Source organism: Paenibacillus amylolyticus (genome assembly GCF_050990605.1).
Classification (GTDB): domain Bacteria; phylum Bacillota; class Bacilli; order Paenibacillales; family Paenibacillaceae; genus Paenibacillus; species Paenibacillus amylolyticus_H.
Genome location: NZ_CP158832.1, coordinates 5,817,744 through 5,836,457, shown reverse-complemented (window position 1 = coordinate 5,836,457; position 18,714 = coordinate 5,817,744). Strand labels below are relative to the sequence as shown.

Here is an 18,714-nt window from a genome sequence, read left to right as displayed (position 1 = left end):
GAATAAGTTCAACTGGTTGGTTTCGCTTTTTTATATTATAAAATATAAATTTCATGGATAGAGGGTGTGAATTTGTTTAAAAAAATGCTAGTAATTTTCCTTGTTCTGGGGTTAATATCCCTACCATCACTGGCTTATGCTCAAAATAATAAAGAATCCATACAACTGTACGTTAATGAAAAACCTACTGACATCAAACTGATGACAAAATCAGGAACGCTGTATGTTCCGTTTCGAGAGTTTATTCAATTAATGGGGTACCAAGCGGATTACTCCGTGGTAGATCGAGAGATTTCAGTTAAGATCGGGAACTCAAAATTTATCTTCCTACCGGATGATGGTTACATTAGTGGATCGGGAGATTACTACGAATTACAAAGGCCGGGTATTCAAATTGATGGGAAATTCTATTTGCCTATCCGTTATGCCGCCTGGTTAACCAAGCACTCGATTAAGTATGATCAAAAGTCGAATACGGCGTGGATGGTGCAGTATGGGTATGGTCAAGAGAAAGAGGTACTTGATTTGATAACAACATATGATAGAGCTTTCACTGTAGAACTACTAGCTTCAGATCATATGCAGAGATCTTATTTGACGGATAGTAAGATAGCACCCAAAGTGAGCGAAATTCCTGATCGAATCTACAATGTTGATATCACAAGCATTACATATGAGTCTGCGAACCAGGCATTATTTTACGTTACTTATATTCATAATAATCAGGTAATGGACGACCAGCATGAGATCGTATTCAGAATTAAGAAAGAAAATAATATGTGGAAAATTCTTCAGGATCGATATCTTTCCAGTAATACTACACTTCCAGAAGATATCGATAAATCTGTACATACGATAAAAGAGAATTTTAATGAGAAGCAACAAAATGTCCTATCTGACCTCAGGCAATATTATAGAGCGTTTAATCAGAAAGACTTTGATTTAACGTATAAATATACTTCGCCATTTGATATTGAACGAATGAACGCAAATGCAGTTGATGAATGGAGAACATGGGAGCACATTACAAGAGCTTCCTTTGAGTATGGAGACACTACGTATCATATGTCTAATGAACGAGTGGTGTTTCTTGGGGAGAACCAAGCTGTTGTTCATGCAACCTTGGAATGGGGCTACATCTCAGAGAACATAGAGCAGAACCATTCTATATATGAAGCGCTGATCTACCTCGATTACGCCAATGGGCACTGGAATTATAGTTATGATCATGACATTAGTGAGAACGAAGACGACCCCAATCGAATGTTACCCGAAATTCATTTCCCAGAGTTAAATTGAAAATATAACGAATATCAGTATACAGATAAATTCCCATGTATGAGTAGCTAATTGCATACATGGGTTTCTTTTGCCAAGAATATCCTCAAAGTTAGCTATGGGCGTAACTTTTTCCACAAAAAGCAGTCTATTAATAGAAGAGTATACTAGAGATCTCGCGATCAGCTGCCTACTTGGCAGTGTTGGGATGTCTAAGATTGATATACAAGATGGGAGAGACGTTTCAGACATGCTGGGGAAACATGGGAAACAGCTGGAAGACGTTAAGGGCAGTAAGGTGAAGAAATGGGCAATAGTGACGCTGGCGGGTGTGATCTGGATTGCACCGGTGATGAGCGCGGGAGGACAGATGTGGTCAGGCACTTCGTGGCAATCGGTGGCCTCAGCGGCATCGACGAATACAAGCAAGTTGAGTGAGGAAATTCTGACTTCGGGTGCGAAGCTCATGAAATACAGATATACGACAACACGTTCCGGTTCCAAGGTCAACGTACTGGCGGATGTGATCCAGGTGGATCTGCAGAACCCGTATGTGAAGCTGGATGTGATGACAGGCAAGGGCGGGAATCTGAACAGTAAACAGAGCACAGGTGCCATGGCTAAGGAAAATGGTGCGGTAGCTGCTGTGAATGGTGATTACTTCAATGTATCCGGGGAACTCTCGCCGATCGGTGGACAGGTCTCCGATGGTGTACTGGTCTCCACACCTTCCGAACTGTCGGGCATGTATGCCCTCACAGTGACCAAGGATGGCAAACCGATGATCGACGAGTATTCATTTGACGGGACTGTGAAGGCACAGGATGGTTCAACCTTTGTTTTGCGTGGGATAAATAAAGAGGATTATACGGTAGAGTCGGGTGCGGTGAAATATAGTCATGCCAATTCGATGTATATTTATACACCGGCATGGACCTCCTCCAAACGTCCAAATGATCCTTCCACAACGCCGACAGAGGTCCTCGTGCAGAACGGAGTCATTACCCAAATCTCGGATAAAAAAGCGCTAAACATGACGGTGCCGCAGGACGGGTATATTTTGCGTGCGCATGGAACAGCAGCGACATGGATCATGAGCCATCTATCCGTTGGGCAGACCCTGGATGCGGATTACAAGCTGAAAGCCAAAACAACCGGGCAATCGGTTGATCCAAGTAATCTGGAGATGATGATTGGTGGTCATACCATTCTGGTGAATAGTGGTAAGGCAGCATCCTTTTCCCGTGATATCGCATCTTCCGGCATTGGTGGCATTCGTGCAAGAACGGCAGTAGGATACTCCCAGGATGGTCGGTATGTCTACATCATTGCAGCGGAGAAAAACAGTAACAGCAGCGGGATGTCGCTGACGGAACTGCAATCCTTTATGACCAGTGTGGGTGTCTGGAAAGGCATGAACTTGGACGGAGGCGGCTCCACAACGATGGTAACCCGTCCGCTAGGGGAGCAAACCGCCAGTCTGACGTTCAATACAGAGTATGGCACCGAGCAACGTCAGGTTGTAAACACGCTAGGGGTGTTCTCTACGGCTCCTGCAGGTAAACTGAAGGGCTTTGCCGTGAGTGGCAGCCAAACGTTGCTGGTGGGACAAGAGGGGAAGTACACAGCCAAGGGATATGACACCTACTACAACCCGATTGCAACAGGCGATATCAGCATGTCCTGGAAGTCCAGCAACAACGGCATCGTGAGTGTTAGCAACGGAACGATCAAAGGCGTGAAGCCAGGTACAGCAACGCTGACGGCAACGAGCAATGGAGCTTCATCCTCCATTAAAGTATCGGTACTGGGTGGAAGTGAATTGGCTTCCCTGACAGCAGGATCAGGTCTCGGTTCGCTCAAAGCAGGCACAACGATGTCCATCCCGGTTACGGCAACGACGAAGAGCGGGCAAAGTGTTACGGTTCCGGCGGACTCATTGACATGGGAATTTATCGGGTTCAAAGGTAAAGTGACGGCTGACCAATTAACCGTATCTTCCGTCAATGCTGGTGCACAAGTGGGATACGCGATTGGTCGTTATGATGGTTACAGCACAGTCGTAGTACTTTCGGCTTCTGCCAGCGAAACGATCTGGGAGAATTTCGAAAATGTGAATTATCCGATCAACTTCACAACGAATGCAGCAGGTGTAACCGGTTCGGCAAGCGTGACGGCTGGAACGGGTGAGAAAGCCGGCTCCAATGTGCTGCAACTCGGTTATGACATGACAGCGGGAACAGGCAAAATGTACGCTTATGCACAACTGAACGGTTCCACTGGTAAAGAGGTATCTGCTGCGGCGACATCGATGTCGATGGATGTTATGGGAGATAAGAGCCTGAACTGGCTGCGTGCCGAATTCACGGATGCCAATGGCAAAACGGTATATGCTGATCTCGCCAAGGCGATTGACTGGAATGGATGGAAGAAGCTGAGCGTGGACCTGAACGGACTGAACATGGCCTACCCGGCGAAGCTGAAGCGGGTCTATGTGGTGAACGTGGAAGAAGGTCAGGATGAGCGCGCGAAATCAGGTACGGTTGCTTTTGACAACATCGCATTCACGATGCCTTCCAAGTCCAGCGAAGTCGGATTGCCTATGGGAACAGCTTCGCTTGTGCTTGGACAGAAATCAATGACGGTGAATGGAACGAAAAAAACAATTGATGCAGCACCAGTCCTGAAAAATGGTACGACGTATGTGCCAATCAAACATGTTTTGGATGCTTTTGGTGGTCAGGCAAGCTGGGATAGCAAAAATCAGCGGATCACGGTATTACGTGGTGGCAAGCTGATTGATCTGGTTGTAGGGCAGAAAGAATTCATTCTGAATGGTAAAAGACAGAGCGCAACTGTTGCACCATACGTAACGGGTGGTAGGACTTTAGTCCCTCTTAGACTCGTTTCCGAGCAACTTGGACTGACTGTAAAATGGGAACAGAAAACGAAGACCGTTACCATCTCATCGTGATATGGTATGATATATACCGGAAACGATAGAAATGGAGTCGAACAAACGTGGATTTACAAGCCGATGCCATAGACCGCGTCATTAAAAACGCCATACAAGTCATGGAAAACAGCAAATATCAAATGTTCGAAATTATGGACGCAACTCGCGATGAGCTGAAAACACTCAACGAGGAGTTGAAGTCGGTACTGAAGGAGACGGCGGAAACGATCGAGAAAGTAGATCAATTGGAGCTGAACTACCGCCGTTCCCGGATCCGGCTGACGGAGGTTAGCCGCGACTTTGTCCGTTATTCCGAGCATGATATCAAGCAGGCGTACGAGAAAGCAACACAGCTGCAGCTGGATCTGATGATTTATCGTGAGAAGGAAATGTATCTGAAGGCTCGCCGGGATGATCTGCAGAAGCGTGCCAAAAATGTGGAAGCTTCTGTAGAGCGTGCCGAGACCATCGGTTCGCAGATGGGTGTTGTACTCGAATACCTGTCAGGTGAACTGGGTCAAGTGACCCGGATCATCGAATCAGCCAAAAATCGACAAATGATTGGTTTGAAAATAATTTTGGCCCAGGAAGAAGAGCGGAAACGTATTGCTCGTGAGATTCATGACGGGCCGGCGCAGATGCTCGCAAATCTAGTGCTTAGGACGGAAATTGTAGAAAGAATGCTCATTAAGCAGGATTTTAAGATGGTCCAGGCCGAAATAGTAGATTTGAAAGGCCAGGTTCGTTCCAGTCTTGAAGAAATGAGAAAAGTTATTTTCAATTTGCGTCCTATGGCACTGGATGATCTGGGACTAATTCCGACGCTTCGGAAGTACGTGCAGGATTTTGAAGTAAAAACGAAAATCCGGTCGCTTTTTGAAACAAGAGGTAAAGAACACCGTTTATCTTCTGCAATGGAGGCTGCGATCTACCGCCTTGTGCAGGAAGGTCTGTCGAATGCTGCAAAGCATGCTTATCCCACTTATGTTGTAGTGGAAATTACATATCAGGCTCAGCTCGTCAAAATTGTCGTTCAGGACAATGGGCTTGGGTTCAAACCGGAGCTTCTTGCGAAGAAAAGCAAGGATCATACCCACTTCGGTCTGATTGGGATGAGAGAACGGGTTGAACTGTTAGAAGGAAGAATAGAGATTGAATCCGGAGAAAATCAAGGAACCAAAATAGTGATTCATATCCCGACAAACGTGGATAAGGGAAAGGAGTAGCAGGATGATGGAAAACCGTGATACTGGTAAAGCATCGATTAAAGTTCTTTTGGCTGATGATCATCAGCTGTTCCGTGAGGGACTGAAACGCATTTTAAATATGGAGGACGACATTGAGGTCATCGGCGAATGCGGCGATGGTATTCAAGTGCTCGAATTCTGCAATCAGGATAAACCGGATATCGTATTGATGGATATTAACATGCCGATTGAAAATGGGGTTGAAGCAACGGAGAAATTGCGTGAGCTGTTCCCTGATGTCAAAGTGATTATCCTGTCCATTCATGATGATGAAAGTTATGTATTTGAGACGCTTCGTAAAGGGGCTAACGGATACTTGCTGAAGGATATGGAGGCCGAGTCTCTAATCAATGCGATTCGTTCCGTGCATGAAGGACATGCGTTCATCCATCCGAAAGTGACAGGCAAACTGATCATGCAGCTGCGTCGTATGACGTATCTTAATGAAACAGGGGCGATGAGTGAAGGAGCTTCGAAGGAAGCGGGCGTTAAATTTGTCGCTGGTGACAATAACCCGCTCACACGTCGTGAGGCTGAAGTGCTTCGCTTAATGGCAGAAGGTAAGAGCAACAAAATGATTGGTGAATTCCTGTTCATCAGTGAAAAAACAGTAAAAAACCATGTCAGCAGTATTCTGCAGAAGATGGAAGTGGATGACCGTACACAAGCTGTTATCAACTCGATCAAGTATGGTTGGGTTACGCTCTAATACCTTATGTTACTCGTAAAGCAGTATTCTTACGGTAAGTCAGTCCATTGGTTGATTCAACCTTGACGAAGTATAGATTGGTGTTCACTCGCGCCCTTTCCAGAAAGCTGGATTGGTCTGCGGGTTAATGGACTTTATCACTGCAAATGATCAAAGCGTAAGGTTATGCGGAACATATGTTCAAGCTTAGGCGTGAATGAATGACCTGGCCTGTCTTTCTTCGTCCGGTGTCGATCAGCGTGGAATATGAGTGATAGGAAATGCAAGTGTAACCCTTCAGGAAGTACGGCATATACTGTGGTATACAGGGATGTTCGCCATGGGTGAGCATGACCTTCCGAGGAGGTGCAGTTGCCATGGTTGCTCATCTGACTATGATTCTGCTCATATACTTCCTGGCGGCAATGGCCGTTCATGCCATGCACCAGCGCCATCTTTCCCGTCCGGAATCTGAAGGTTTCGAGCAGATTCTGCTCATCCCTTCCAATCAGGCAGGGCGGATCGAAGGCATTGTAAGAGAACTTTGCCGGGAATTGTTATACCGTGGTAAGAGCTTCAGATTAACCGTTGTTGCGGATCGTACAGAAGCGGAAACGATTACGATTATTGAAAAGCTTATGCAAAGGCAAGGCCTGGAGACATCGTATCTGTCTGCTGTCCCTGCTGATATTGAACGGGTAGCACAGACCGATCACTCGTTTCGACTGATTGATTTGCGTGAGTCAGAGCAATAAATCATCATGTGAACGGGAAATGGGAATAAAATTTCGCAGATCTACAGTGAAAAGATTACAGCAGAAGCTGTAGTCTTTTTTTGTAATTGTAGCCAAGTCTGCTTTTAAATTAAAAATGGGTTTTTATGCAATCTATGGTTATTGCCTGGGTTTGAGGAATTCTTGATCATGAAAATAAGATTTTCGAAGTCAGAACTCTTAATTTAAAAGTATAGACGATTCAGATTGGAAAAAGTTTCGCCATTTTATAGAAAGATTCTGGTTATTAGAAGAATTGTATAATGCGTGGCTAACCTTGTGATGTAGAGACTCAATTGGTATAGTGATAAGTAGATTGATCATAAGAAAATGGAATATGGACATGAAGCACATGCGCCGGCGAACAGCCGGGTTGGCATGTGCTTTTTTTGCGTTCGGATTAAATTAGGATGGGGGAGGAGCGTAAATGAAAGTTGCTTTATATGTGTGCCGTGTAGGAGAAGGGTGGAGTATGATCTTGTCCCTCGATATTCGAGTGGATGTGGCCTGGTGGCTCGAGGGAGGAAGTGGGCGACATGTGCTGCGCTGGTTGTTGTTAGATAAGGCAATGCCGTTAAGTCAGGCATCCTGGTTGGTTGAACATTTTGAGATGGAGCGAGGCATGGATCAGTGGGGCCAGCGTGAATGGCAGAGTTATCTTGCACGGAAGCTGGATGTGTATGAACTGGCCTCAGGGGAAGTTGAGGCGAGAAAAGGTATAGCGGGCACAGCGGGGAGTGCCGCTGTGAGAGTTGCGTTGGTAGGCGGGATGCCAGAGCCATATCCCGCCGGGCAGTGGGCTCAGCTGGAGCGGGACGCGGCCCTGCTGGCTGAGCGGATCAGCGGCCGCCAATTGCTGGCGGCCGAAGCGGAGGCGTTGCTGGCGGATACCGCCCAGCCGCCAAGGGAGTGGCGCGCGGCTGCGCAGCTCGCGCGCTTGCACGGACGGCTGAGTATCACAGCCGCCCTCGAAGGGCCTGCCACGCGCCGTCGGCACGCGTGGCTTGGACGCGCGCGGAGCGCGCCCCGCTGCCACCGTTGTGGCAGCGAAGCCAGGCAGCGCGTGCCCTGCGCTGCCTGCGGCCTGGCGGCGTGCGCCTACTGCGAGGCTTGCCTCGCGCTGGGGCGCAGCCGTGCTTGTGCGCTGCTGCTACGCAGTGCAGCGCCAAGGGCCGTGCCACGACGCGGCGAAGCACCGCGTGGCACGGCCATGGTCCCCACCGGCGGCGGGCTCGCCCGGTGGGGACTTAGCGCAGCGCAGAGCGCGGCAGCTGCCGCGGCGCTTGCGTTTTTGGCTCGGCCACCCGCAGGGGATGGGCCGGGACGGTTCTTGCTGTGGGCCGTGACCGGGGCCGGCAAGACCGAAATGATTTTCCCCCTGCTCCAACATACACTGGATCGCGGCGGACGAGCACTGGTCGCTACGCCGCGCAGGGATGTGGTACTGGAATTGGCTCCGCGTCTGGCCAAAGCATTTCCCGACACCTCACTCGCTACCCTATACGGCGGCAGTGAGGAACGCTGGAAAGATGCTCAGCTCACGCTCGCGACCACACATCAACTGATGCGTTTTTATCAGGGATTCGATCTCGTTATCATCGACGAACTGGATGCGTTCCCTTATCACAACGATCCCATGCTCGCTCATGCGGCGGCATCCTCCTGTAAACCGGAGGGCAACTTCGTCTATCTGTCTGCCACACCGCCAGCTCGGCTACAGAGGGAAGCAGCACAGGGCAAACTCACTCATGCGAAAGTTCCAGTACGTTTCCACCGTCATCCGTTGCCTGTGCCAAGATTGATCAAAATGGTTACCGTTGCTGAATCTATTAAGAAACGAAATTTTCCTTCTGCCTTGAGGACTAACATCCAAATTTCATTGAAGCGTGACGCTCAGGTATTTGTCTTTGTAACACGCATTGCCCAGATTGAGGCGTTTGTGAATCTAATGCGTCGTACTTTTCCCGGAATCCATATCGAAGGAACTTCATCTCAGGACCCTGATCGCGCTAGCAAAGTTACAGCCTTTCGTGAACGCACGATTCGTCTGCTCGTAACCACCACCATTCTGGAGCGTGGCGTGACCATTCCGCGCAGTGATGTCTTTATATTGGATGCAGACAATGGACTTTTTGATGAGGCATCGCTAGTTCAGATGGCGGGCAGAGCAGGGCGTTCCATGGATGATCCGGCGGGTAGAGTGGTTTTTGCATCGTCTCGTCGGACACGTTCTCAGGTGAAGGCCGTTGCCCAGATTCGGAAAATGAATACCATCGCTCGTCGCAAAGGCTACCTGCATCCGCCATCACAGAAATAATTGTTAATTGTTTTTTTCCTAAAATATATGAATTAGCATCCATATTTCAAATTACACACAGCGTACATTTCCGTACATATCATTAGATTCCCCAGACCAGATTGGAGGAGGTTTACACCATTATGTTTAACTGGCTCAGCAACATCGCCGATCACGCGCAGCACCTTACCCAGCGCCTCCATCATCTTCTCGCCCCACCGGGAGCGACTTGTCTGACATGTGGCACTCGGGCGGTCCTTTCCTCGCTCTATCCGGGTATATGCCCACGTTGTGTGAAGCAGATTCCATGGATTCGTTCCATCCGCTGTCTGCGTTGTGGTCGGGGCGTAGGCTGCCCGGACTGTTCTCGTCCACACATGCAAAACCGTTCTTTTATCCTCAACCGCAGCGCCGTACAGTACAACCCTCTTATGAAAGAATGGATAGGCATGTACAAATTCAGAGGCCACGAAAGATACGCGCCGCTCTTAACCGCGTTGTTGATTCAAGCCTTTCAGGCGATGAGCGAGGAACAGAATTCTGCTTTGGCAAAAGAACACCCTGCCCCCGTGGCTTATCCCGCCCCATCTGCTCAACAACCGAAGCCGCAATGGCGGCCAGACGCGGTCACCTATGTTCCGGTGAGCGGGGAGCGCCTGGCCGAGCGCGGCTTCAATCAGGCGGAGCAGCTGGCTGCTGGGCTCGCCACCGTCTTCCGCCTCCCCATCGTTGATCTGTTGCAGCGCCGGATCAACACCACCAAACAAAGTTTCAAATCACGCGGTGAGCGTATCGAAACGATGAAGAACGCTTTTTCCATCCACCCGGATGGCATGTATTCAATTGAAGAGCTATACAGGGCATTTCACCTACCAACACAAATGAGCATGTCACATGTCAAACCCCTACAGATCCTGCTGATCGATGACATATACACAACAGGCAGTACCTTGGATGCTTGTGGGCAGGTTATCTTAAATGCTGGTTTTACCATGGGAATTCCGGTTGAGATTTACACGTTGACACTGGCAAGATCCTAGAAATGAATTCCGAATAGTGTATGATTGCCCAGCATCCTTCAGTCACTTTAGGTGATGATCTATACTTTATGATTAATAGTAGACAGGAAAATATGTTCTTTTATTAATCGTTGGTACATATGTGTGTATTCCCTTTCCATGTTTATCGTGTGAAATATAATTTTTTGATGAAATTATAAGTGAAATCGTAATAAGAAATTTTTTACATGTAAAAAAGAGGAATTGGTTTTCTCGCGCAGAATAGATAGTTTTGCCGTTCATAGAGGTGACAGCATAGGGAGTGGCACAACATATCTTTTGAAGGGGAGAACAAAAGTGGTCGCAGGTAAAAGAAAAAACGGATTTTACTTATGGACTGTCCGTCTACTAGTATTCATGCTGGTATTCGGACAATTTGGCGTATACGGGGGGAACCGGGCGCATGCCGCAACGAGTAGTGGAGTTGTATCCAGTAGTTATGATTATCGTTACGTATTATCAGTACAAAATGGACGACTGAACGTAAATCAGAAACCGATTGATTTGAGCTGGGTAAGAGAATACAGTTTTTCTGCAACGGGATATTCGTTTTCAAGAAGGCAGTCAGTTCTGGGGACAGTTGGGAATATGACTAATGCATCCTTTGGCTCATACACATCTACCTATGCAGGAAAAGTGAACAATGCAATTCTGATCGACTTTTCAGAGATCTGGCATTATTACACAGTAATGGAATTCAGCCAATCTGGAACCAATGTGGGTGGGTGGAATATATCTCATGAGGATGTATTCGGCTACGAAACACCCAGATATGTACAACGCCATGAAGCAACGCAACTTAGCTTGGTAATCAATGCCGATACAGGAGTTGTAGTTGATTTTGTATCCGATCTTAATCCATATTACACACGAAAAGCAGAATCATTCAGCTTTGTAAAGGAAACCGGCACGAACCCGCCAATCACTACAGTTCCAGCTGCTCCGGTTAATTTGAGCGCTACGGCAAGTGATGTGACTGTTCAACTGAACTGGACTGCAGCGAAACAGGCTGTTCAATATGAGATTGAAGAGAATGGTGTAGTTAAAGGACCATTCTATGGGATTAATTATACGAACTCCTCATCTGCACCGAACACTACATACACCTATAGAGTCCGCGGAGTTAACCAGTTGGGAGCTGGTGAGTGGAGTGAGCCGTTTGTGGTAACAACTCTACTTGAAAAGCCCGTTCTTAAAGTCATCCCGGAACAAAACAAAAACACAATTCTGTGGGAGGCGGTTGAATTCGCAGATCGTTACCAGTTACAGATTGATGGCGGCACGCCAATGGAATTAGGAAATGTAACTTCCTATATACATGAAGGGCTTGAAGCAAATTCTTCACATACCTATGTACTAAAAGCCTTCTCAGTTAATAATGAGAGTGCGTGGAGTAAATTGGTGAGTCAGTTAACGGTACCTGATCGAGCAGACGGGTTAAAGGTTACGGATGCAACATTTAATAAATTGACAGTGGCTTGGACAGCTGTAAAAGGTGCTACAGGATATGATTTGGAGATTGATGGAACTGTTGTTGCTGTAACTGGAACCACATATAGCAAAACAGGACTTGCAGCTAACACAGAGTACACATTTAGAATTAGACCTAAAAATGCGGGTGGTGCAGGAAGCTGGAGTGAAGAAATGACTGGAATCACTCAGATGAGCACACCTGTCATCCAATCCAACCCTTCGCAAGAAGAAGTGGTCCTCATCTGGTCACCAATCGATGGTGCTACAGCATATGAAGTTGAGGCTGACGGCGTTGTTGTTGGAGATATACAGGATTCAATCTATACACATACGGGGCTCAAACCTGGAACAGCACATAAATATCGTGTGCGTGCCATAAGTGACAACAACACCAGTGCTTGGTCAGCTGTAAAATCACAAAATACGTTGCCTGATGCTGTTAATGGATTAGTGGTCAGTGCAGCAACCAACGCAGCCGTCACTTTGAAATGGACGACCGTATCTGGAGCGACAGGGTATGATCTGGCGATCGATGGTACGGTTATTCCTGTAACGGGTGCAGCGTATACGAAGAGTGGTCTTGGTGCCAACACAGACCATACTTTCCGCATTCGTTCGAAGAATGCCGCAGGAGTAGGCGCATGGAGCGATCTGATCAGTGGAACGACGCTTTTGAACACACCAGTTTTGAAAGCAGCATCGGAAGAAACTGCAATCAACCTGACGTGGGCTGATGTAGCAGATGCAACGAAGTATGAGATTGAGGCTGACGGAGCAGTAGTAGCAACAGTAGGGGAACCTAGCTTCACCCATACAACACTGCTTCCAGGAACAGCCCATAAATATCGTATTCGTGCTTTGACGGATACTAACACCAGTGCGTGGACAGCAATCCTGACGCAGAGCACTATCCCTGCATCCGTTACAGGATTAACAGTTAACTCGGCTACGAGCGTGGCCATTGCATTGAAATGGACGGCCGTAACCGGAGCGACAGGATACGATCTGGAGATTGATGGTACCGTAGTCCCGGTATCGGGAGTAGCTTATACGAAGAGTGGTCTTGGTGCCAACACAGACCATACTTTCCGCATTCGTTCGAAGAATGCCGCAGGAGTAGGCGCATGGAGCGATCTGATCAGTGGAACAACGTTATTAAACACACCAGAATTAAAAGCAACATCCGAAGAAACAGTAATCAATCTGACATGGGCAGATGTGGCAGATGCGACCAAGTATGAGGTTGAAGCGGATGGAGTAGTAGTGGCAACGGTAGATGAACCAAGTTATAGCCATGCAGCGTTGCTCCCAGGAACGGCCCATAAGTATCGTATTCGTGCCTTGACGGATACTAACACGAGTGCGTGGACAGCAATCCTGACGCAGAGCACTATCCCTGCTTCAGTTACAGGCTTAACTGTTAACTCAGCGACGAATGCGGCCATTGCATTAAAGTGGACAGCAGTGACGGGAGCAACGGGATATGATCTGGAAATCGATGGAATCATTGTCCCCGTAACGGGAGTAGCTTACACGAAGAGTGGTCTTACAGCGAACACAGATCATACCTTCCGTATTCGTTCGAAGAATGCAGCTGGCACTGGCGCATGGAGCGATCTGATCAGTGGAACGACGTTTTTGAACACACCAGTTTTGAAAGCAGCATCGGAAGAAACTGCAATCAACCTCACGTGGGCTGATGTAGCAGATGCAACGAAGTATGAGATTGAAGCGGACGGAGCAGTAGTGGCAACGTTAGAAGAACTTAACTACAGCCATACATCATTGTTGCCAGGAACGGCGCACAAGTATCGCGTTCGTGCGTTGACGGATACCAATACGAGTGCGTGGACAGCAATTCTGACGCAGAGCACCATCCCTGCCTCCGTTACAGGATTAACAGTTAGCTCGGTTACGAATGTAGCCATTGCATTGAAGTGGACAGCAGTGACGGGAGCAACAGGATATGATCTGGAGATCGATGGAACCGTTGTCCCCGTAACGGGAGTAGCCTATACAAAGAGTGGTCTTGTAGCCAACACAGATCATACTTTCCGTATTCGTTCGAAGAATGCCGCTGGTGTAGGAGTGTGGAGCGAACTCATCAATAGTAATACACTTCTAAATACACCTGTTCTAAAAGCAGCATCGGAAGAAACTAAAGTCAACCTTACGTGGGCTGAAGTAGCAGACGCAACGAAGTATGAGATTGAAGCGGACGGAGCAGTAGTGGCAACGTTAGAAGAACTTAACTACAGCCATACATCATTGTTGCCAGGAACGGCGCACAAGTATCGCGTTCGTGCGTTGACGGATACCAATACGAGTGCGTGGACAGCAATTCTGACGCAGAGCACGATACCCGCTTCAGTTACAGGATTATCTGTTAGCTCGGCTACGAATGTAGCCATTGCATTGAAGTGGACAGCAGTGACGGGAGCAACAGGATATGATCTGGAGATCGATGGAACCGTTGTCCCCGTAACGGGAGTAGCCTATACCAAGAGTGGTCTTGGATCAAACACAGATCACACCTTCCGTATTCGCTCAAAGAATGCTGCTGGTGCAGGGGCATGGAGCGACCTAATCAGTGGAACAACGTTATTAAATACACCAGTATTGAAAGCAACATCCGAAGAAACAGTAATCAACCTGACTTGGGCTGAGGTGGCAGATGCGACCAAGTATGAGGTTGAAGCGGATGGTGCAGTTGTTGCAACAGTAAATGAACCAAGTTATAGTCATACAGCATTGTTGCCAGGAACGGTTCATAAATACCGTCTTCGTGCCCTAACAGACACTAACACCAGTGCATGGACAGCAGTACTGACGCAGAGTACCATTCCTGCTACAGTTAACGGTCTCATGTTAAATACCGCTACACCTGTTGCTATTTCAATGAAATGGAGCCCTGTTACAGGTGCTACCGCTTACGATTTGGAAATTGACGGTGTTGTGATTTCTGTGAGTGGAGCTGCTTATACGAAAAGTGGTCTTCTAGCCAATACAGATCATACATTCCGCATTCGTGCGAAGAATGCTTCCGGCATCGGGAGTTGGAGTGAGATCGTAATCGCCTCTACCCAATTAAATGTACCAACAACACTGAAAGCTGTACCTGAAGAAACTTCAGTTACGCTGACATGGAATGAAGTTGCGGGTGCAACAAAATATGAGATTGAGGCAGATGGCATAGTAGTTGCTACTGTGAGTAATCTCTCGTATGTCCATAATGGAGTACTTGGTGGCACAATTCATAAATACCGTGTTCGTGCCCTGACCGACACCAATGTGAGTGCATGGACAGCAATATTGTCGCAAACTACGTTACCTGCCAGTGTCTCCGGTTTGAGTATTAACTCTGCAACAACAGCGGCTATCGCGTTGAGATGGATTGCTGTAACTGGAGCTACAGGGTATGATCTGGAGATTGATGGTACGGTGGTTGCCGTGAGTGGAGTTGCTTATACGAAGAGCGGACTTGCACCAAATACGGAGCATACATTTCGTATTCGTGCCAAAAATGCTTCTGGTGTGGGAGCTTGGAGTGAGATTATAACGGGAATGACTCAATTAACTACACCTGTGCTGAAGGGAACTTCGGACAGAACAAACGTTATTCTGACGTGGGACGCCGTAGCGGGAGCCTCGTCTTACGAAATTGAAGCCGATGGGCAAATTGTGGCGACTGTCAGTGATGCAACATTTATTCATTCTGACCTGTCACCGTCCAGCTTGCATAAATATCGCATTCGCGCATTCAACGATCAGAACACAAGTGTATGGTCTTCTGTACTAAGTATTAGAACATTGAATTAGGAATATAAAATTGGGGAGCAGGGTTGCGTATATGTGCATCCTTCGCCCCTCTTTTGTTTTACAAATAGACTATGGATTCATCAGAGAAAATAAGGTAATGTATAGTTATTATCTATTCGGAAATGGAAGTTTGAGAGGGGCGTTTTAGCGATGAATCTAGGTAATTGTCCTCGCTGTGGTAAATTATATGCGTTGAATTTTCGGGATGTATGCTCGAATTGTATCAAGGAAATAGAGCAGGAATATCAGATCTGTGTAGATTATTTGCGCGAAAACAAGGGCACCAACATACAGGAGCTATCCGATGCAACAGAAGTTTCAATTAAAAACATCACCAAGTTCATCCGTGAGGGACGAATTTCCATCGAGAACGCCCCAAATATGATGTATCCTTGTGAAGTATGCGGAACATTGATTCGTGAAGGTCATATGTGTGACTCTTGCCGTAATCGCTTGACGAAAGACTTGGCAGGAGCAGCTCGTGAAGTAGGTCAGAAGGATAACAACAATGTAGGCGGACGAACCTACAATGCTGTCGACAAACTACGCGATTCATAGGAGCGAGGGCTCAAATACATGTTTTGCTATAACAAATGTTTTGAAACGTACCGATAAACTTATTAAAGATTATCGGTTTTTTTAATTATCCTAATTATTTTTAGAGCATAAAGATAAAGTAAGAAAAACGTATATCGTCGTTAAAAACCTTATTTGGAAGGAAGTGCAAGTTAAATGAAAATCAATGAACCGAGTAGAATTGGCGCCATCAATTCATATCAGAGGAACGTTGAATCCAATCAGCAGGCTGATGCCAAGAAAAGCCGCCGTAAGGACGAAGTATCCATTTCTCCGGAGGCGATGAAAATGCTTGAGGAACAAAGTCGTACACAGGATGCAGGACGCATTCAGCGGATACAGGAACTGAAAGAACAGGTCAGTGCGGGAACGTATCAGGTAGACAGTAGCAAGCTTGCTGACAAGCTGCTGCCGTATTTTAAGTCTTTTGATAAGGAATAGGTGATCACGTAATGGCAGCACTGGACAGATTAATTGCAGTTTTGCAGCAAATGGAACAAAGTCACCGCGATATGCTGGCACTCAGCGAGGTCAAGAGACAGGTCATTGTCAAAAACGATGTGGATGAACTCATTGCCGTTCTGAACAAAGAATCCCGTTTCATGAAACAACAGGAGCCATTGGAGATTGAGCGGCAGAGCGCAGTTCACGAACTGCTACAGGAGCGAGGCATCAAGTCCATGCTGAACCTGAATATTACTGAGATCTCGAAACTGATTTTTGATCCGGCTGACAAACTGCGATTGCTTGAAGTCCAGAAGAAGCTGGCGGGAACACTGCAGGAGTTAAAAGAAATTAATCAATTGAACCAAATGCTGATCGAGCAATCCTTGATGTTTATTGATCTCTCAATGGACATCTTCGCTTCTCGGCCAGAACAGGATGCCACATATCAGCATCCTGCTGATAAGAACGGTAATCCAGGGCGAATCGGTCTGTTTGACACGCGTGCCTGATTAATTAGGGGGAAACCAGGTGACATCTACATTTCATTCAATCGAAACGGCTAAACGCAGTTTGTTCACACAGACGACAGCTCTTAGCACAACAGGCCATAACGTAGCCAATGCCAACACGGAAGGGTACTCACGCCAAAAGGTAAACATGCAGGCATCCATTCCAATGGAACCATTTGCATTTCTGCATAGCACAACACCAGGACAGCTCGGTACAGGTGTAGAATTTAACTCCATTACACGTGTGCGTGAGAAATTTCTGGATGATCAGTATCGCAATGAGAATACCAACTTCGGGAGTTGGTCCATTCAACGAGATACACTTGAGAAACTTGAAGCTATTGTAAACGAACCATCAAACACTGGATTCAGAACAGTTATGGATAATTTTTACAAATCATGGTCGGACCTGAGTAAGAATCCTGAAGATGTCACAGCACGTCGAATCGTTAAAGAAACAACTCTGGCGCTAACAGACGCGATGAACCAGATCAGTCGACAACTGGATGCGCTCAGTCAGGATTTGGACAGTAACATTGCTGTGAAAAGCAATGAAATTCAGGGCTACCTTGGTAATATTGCGAACCTTAATAGTGCTATTGTAAAAGTCGAGTCTCTTGGCGACAACGCCAACGATTTACGTGACCAACGTGATCTGATGACGGATAAACTGTCTAAAATAATGAACGTTACAGTTACGGATTCTCCGCAAGGATACCAGGTTCAGATGAATGGACAGGCACTCGTCACAGGCGGTGCGGTACAAGTTGCGGTTGATCCTGCTTTTCTGAATGCTGCATATACAGCAGGCACGCTCACCAACGGCGAGGTCCACGGCATGATTAAGTCCAGAGACACTTTGGTGACTGATTATCAGAAGCAAATGGACGACTTAGCTAATACACTTGCCAATGGGAATATTGAGATCACCCTTCCTGCGGGTTCTGTCTTGCCGGATAATACTGTACTGGATGGAGTTACATACACAGGTGCAGCACGGACACTGGCAACGGATCTGAAGGTTACAGTCAAAGGTCTGAATGGATTGCATCAACTCGGATACAGCATGGACGGAACTTCGTCACCGGGTTTACCTTTCTTCACGGCATCTGGTGGTGGGACAGCAATCACAGCAGGAAATATTTCATTAAATGCGGCGATTCTAGCCGATCCAAATAAGATTGCAACCTCTTTGCGCACAACTACCGATTCTTCGGGAACAGAAACGGTAATCAAAGGAAATAATACGCTGGCGAATCTGCTTGCCAATCTTAAAGATACACCGATGAAGTCAGCTGATGGTTTGCGTAATGCACCCATTGGTGCTCAGTTCAGTGCTATCGTTGGTCAGTTGGGTGTTCAATCTCAGGAAGCGGCGCGTCAGACTTCCAATTCAGAGTTTCTCGTAGAACAGGTCGATACTCGGCGTCAATCCGTTAGCGGCGTATCTTTAGATGAGGAAATGGCTAACATGATTAAATTTCAGCATGCTTATAGTGCGTCCGCCCGGTTTATGACCACATTTGACCAATTGTTAGATAAATTGATCAATTCTACTGGTGTTGTGGGTAGATAGTAAAAGGGGAATAGAAGA

At 47.0% G+C, this 18,714-nt stretch carries 13 protein-coding genes; 12 read left to right on the top strand and 1 reads right to left on the bottom strand.

Annotated features, from left to right (window positions below):
* Window positions 1-72 precede the first annotated feature (72 nt).
* From ABTV53_RS25670 to ABTV53_RS25645, 6 genes are all read left to right on the top strand, one after another.
* Window positions 73-1,299 (top strand): stalk domain-containing protein, encoded by a 1,227-nt coding sequence (locus tag ABTV53_RS25670; RefSeq protein WP_433747840.1) that lies wholly within the window; start codon window positions 73-75, stop codon window positions 1,297-1,299.
* Between the two features lie 229 nt (window positions 1,300-1,528).
* Window positions 1,529-4,252, top strand: coding sequence for a stalk domain-containing protein (locus ABTV53_RS25665; RefSeq protein ID WP_433747837.1), 2,724 nt, complete (start codon window positions 1,529-1,531; stop codon window positions 4,250-4,252).
* Window positions 4,253-4,299: 47 nt separating this feature from the next.
* Window positions 4,300-5,460 carry a sensor histidine kinase gene (locus ABTV53_RS25660; protein ID WP_074092506.1) on the top strand — a complete coding sequence of 387 codons (1,161 nt, stop codon included), beginning with the start codon at window positions 4,300-4,302 and terminating at the stop codon, window positions 5,458-5,460.
* A 7-nt stretch (window positions 5,461-5,467) separates the two neighbouring features.
* Complete coding sequence (locus ABTV53_RS25655; RefSeq protein ID WP_026081439.1) at window positions 5,468-6,190, top strand: response regulator transcription factor; 723 nt, start codon at window positions 5,468-5,470, stop codon at window positions 6,188-6,190.
* 323 nt (window positions 6,191-6,513) lie between these two features.
* Window positions 6,514-6,924, top strand: coding sequence for a hypothetical protein (locus ABTV53_RS25650; RefSeq protein WP_433747834.1), 411 nt, complete (start codon window positions 6,514-6,516; stop codon window positions 6,922-6,924).
* A 445-nt stretch (window positions 6,925-7,369) separates the two neighbouring features.
* On the top strand, window positions 7,370-9,259 hold the full coding sequence (locus ABTV53_RS25645; RefSeq protein WP_433747831.1) for a helicase-related protein: 1,890 nt from the start codon (window positions 7,370-7,372) through the stop codon (window positions 9,257-9,259).
* A gap of 32 nt (window positions 9,260-9,291) precedes the next feature.
* On the opposite strand, the gene ABTV53_RS25640 is transcribed toward ABTV53_RS25645, so the two are convergent.
* Complete coding sequence (locus ABTV53_RS25640) at window positions 9,292-9,615, bottom strand: hypothetical protein (RefSeq protein ID WP_433747828.1); 324 nt, start codon at window positions 9,613-9,615, stop codon at window positions 9,292-9,294.
* Here ABTV53_RS25640 and ABTV53_RS25635 point away from each other — a divergent pair, their 5' ends adjacent.
* From ABTV53_RS25635 to flgK, 6 genes are all read left to right on the top strand, one after another.
* Window positions 9,616-10,278: a ComF family protein gene (locus tag ABTV53_RS25635; RefSeq protein ID WP_433747825.1), complete on the top strand. Its 663-nt coding sequence runs from the start codon at window positions 9,616-9,618 to the stop codon at window positions 10,276-10,278.
* Window positions 10,279-10,593: 315 nt separating this feature from the next.
* Window positions 10,594-15,588, top strand: coding sequence for a fibronectin type III domain-containing protein (locus ABTV53_RS25630; protein WP_433747822.1), 4,995 nt, complete (start codon window positions 10,594-10,596; stop codon window positions 15,586-15,588).
* A gap of 150 nt (window positions 15,589-15,738) precedes the next feature.
* Window positions 15,739-16,146 (top strand): TIGR03826 family flagellar region protein, encoded by a 408-nt coding sequence (locus ABTV53_RS25625; RefSeq protein ID WP_433747819.1) that lies wholly within the window; start codon window positions 15,739-15,741, stop codon window positions 16,144-16,146.
* Between the two features lie 174 nt (window positions 16,147-16,320).
* Window positions 16,321-16,605 (top strand): flagellar biosynthesis anti-sigma factor FlgM, encoded by a 285-nt coding sequence (gene flgM / locus ABTV53_RS25620; protein WP_433747817.1) that lies wholly within the window; start codon window positions 16,321-16,323, stop codon window positions 16,603-16,605.
* Between the two features lie 11 nt (window positions 16,606-16,616).
* Complete coding sequence (locus ABTV53_RS25615) at window positions 16,617-17,120, top strand: flagellar protein FlgN (RefSeq protein ID WP_222215826.1); 504 nt, start codon at window positions 16,617-16,619, stop codon at window positions 17,118-17,120.
* 19 nt (window positions 17,121-17,139) lie between these two features.
* A complete protein-coding gene (gene flgK / locus ABTV53_RS25610; protein WP_433747814.1) occupies window positions 17,140-18,696 on the top strand; it encodes a flagellar hook-associated protein FlgK in 1,557 nt (518 codons plus the stop codon).
* Window positions 18,697-18,714 lie beyond the last annotated feature (18 nt).